This window comes from Bacillus sp. AFS098217, from assembly GCF_002551815.1.
Taxonomy (GTDB): domain Bacteria; phylum Bacillota; class Bacilli; order Bacillales; family Bacillaceae_G; genus Bacillus_A.
In genome coordinates, this window is sequence record NZ_NVPR01000147.1 from 1 (window position 1) to 565 (window position 565).

6 tRNA genes are annotated in these 565 nt (G+C 53.1%); all 6 read right to left on the reverse strand.

Going from position 1 to position 565, the window contains the following annotated elements:
• Positions 1-74 (reverse strand) — tRNA-Arg (locus COO03_RS23865).
• A gap of 3 nt (positions 75-77) precedes the next feature.
• Positions 78-166: transfer RNA gene (locus COO03_RS23870), tRNA-Leu, on the reverse strand.
• 16 nt (positions 167-182) lie between these two features.
• Positions 183-257: transfer RNA gene (locus tag COO03_RS23875), tRNA-Gly, on the reverse strand.
• Positions 258-286: 29 nt separating this feature from the next.
• A tRNA-Leu gene (locus tag COO03_RS23880) sits at positions 287-367 on the reverse strand.
• A 14-nt stretch (positions 368-381) separates the two neighbouring features.
• Positions 382-457 (reverse strand) — tRNA-Lys (locus COO03_RS23885).
• Between the two features lie 4 nt (positions 458-461).
• Positions 462-536 (reverse strand) — tRNA-Gln (locus COO03_RS23890).
• Positions 537-565: the final 29 nt, after the last annotated feature.

The following is a 565-nucleotide window of genomic DNA, read 5'->3' on the forward strand; positions in this document are numbered from 1 at the left end:
CGCGCCCGAGAGGACTCGAACCCCTAACCTTTTGATCCGTAGTCAAACGCTCTATCCAATTGAGCTACGGGCGCATATGGTGCCGAGGGCGGGGGTCGAACCCGCACGGTGGTCACCCACCGCAGGATTTTAAGTCCTGTGCGTCTGCCTGTTCCGCCACCCCGGCATGTCATATTGAAAATTGGAGCGGAAGACGGGATTCGAACCCGCGACCCCAACCTTGGCAAGGTTGTATTCTACCACTGAACTACTTCCGCAAGACATGTATGAGATATTTTATTAAAAGTGCGGGTGAAGGGAGTCGAACCCCCACGCCAAAGGCGCCAGATCCTAAGTCTGGTGCGTCTGCCAATTCCGCCACACCCGCATATTCTTTTAAAATGGTGAGCCATGAAGGACTCGAACCTTCGACCCTCTGATTAAAAGTCAGATGCTCTACCAACTGAGCTAATGGCTCTTAATGGCTGGGCTAGCTGGATTCGAACCAGCGCATGACGGAGTCAAAGTCCGTTGCCTTACCGCTTGGCTATAGCCCAATAATTAAGAAATGGTGGAGGGGGGCAGA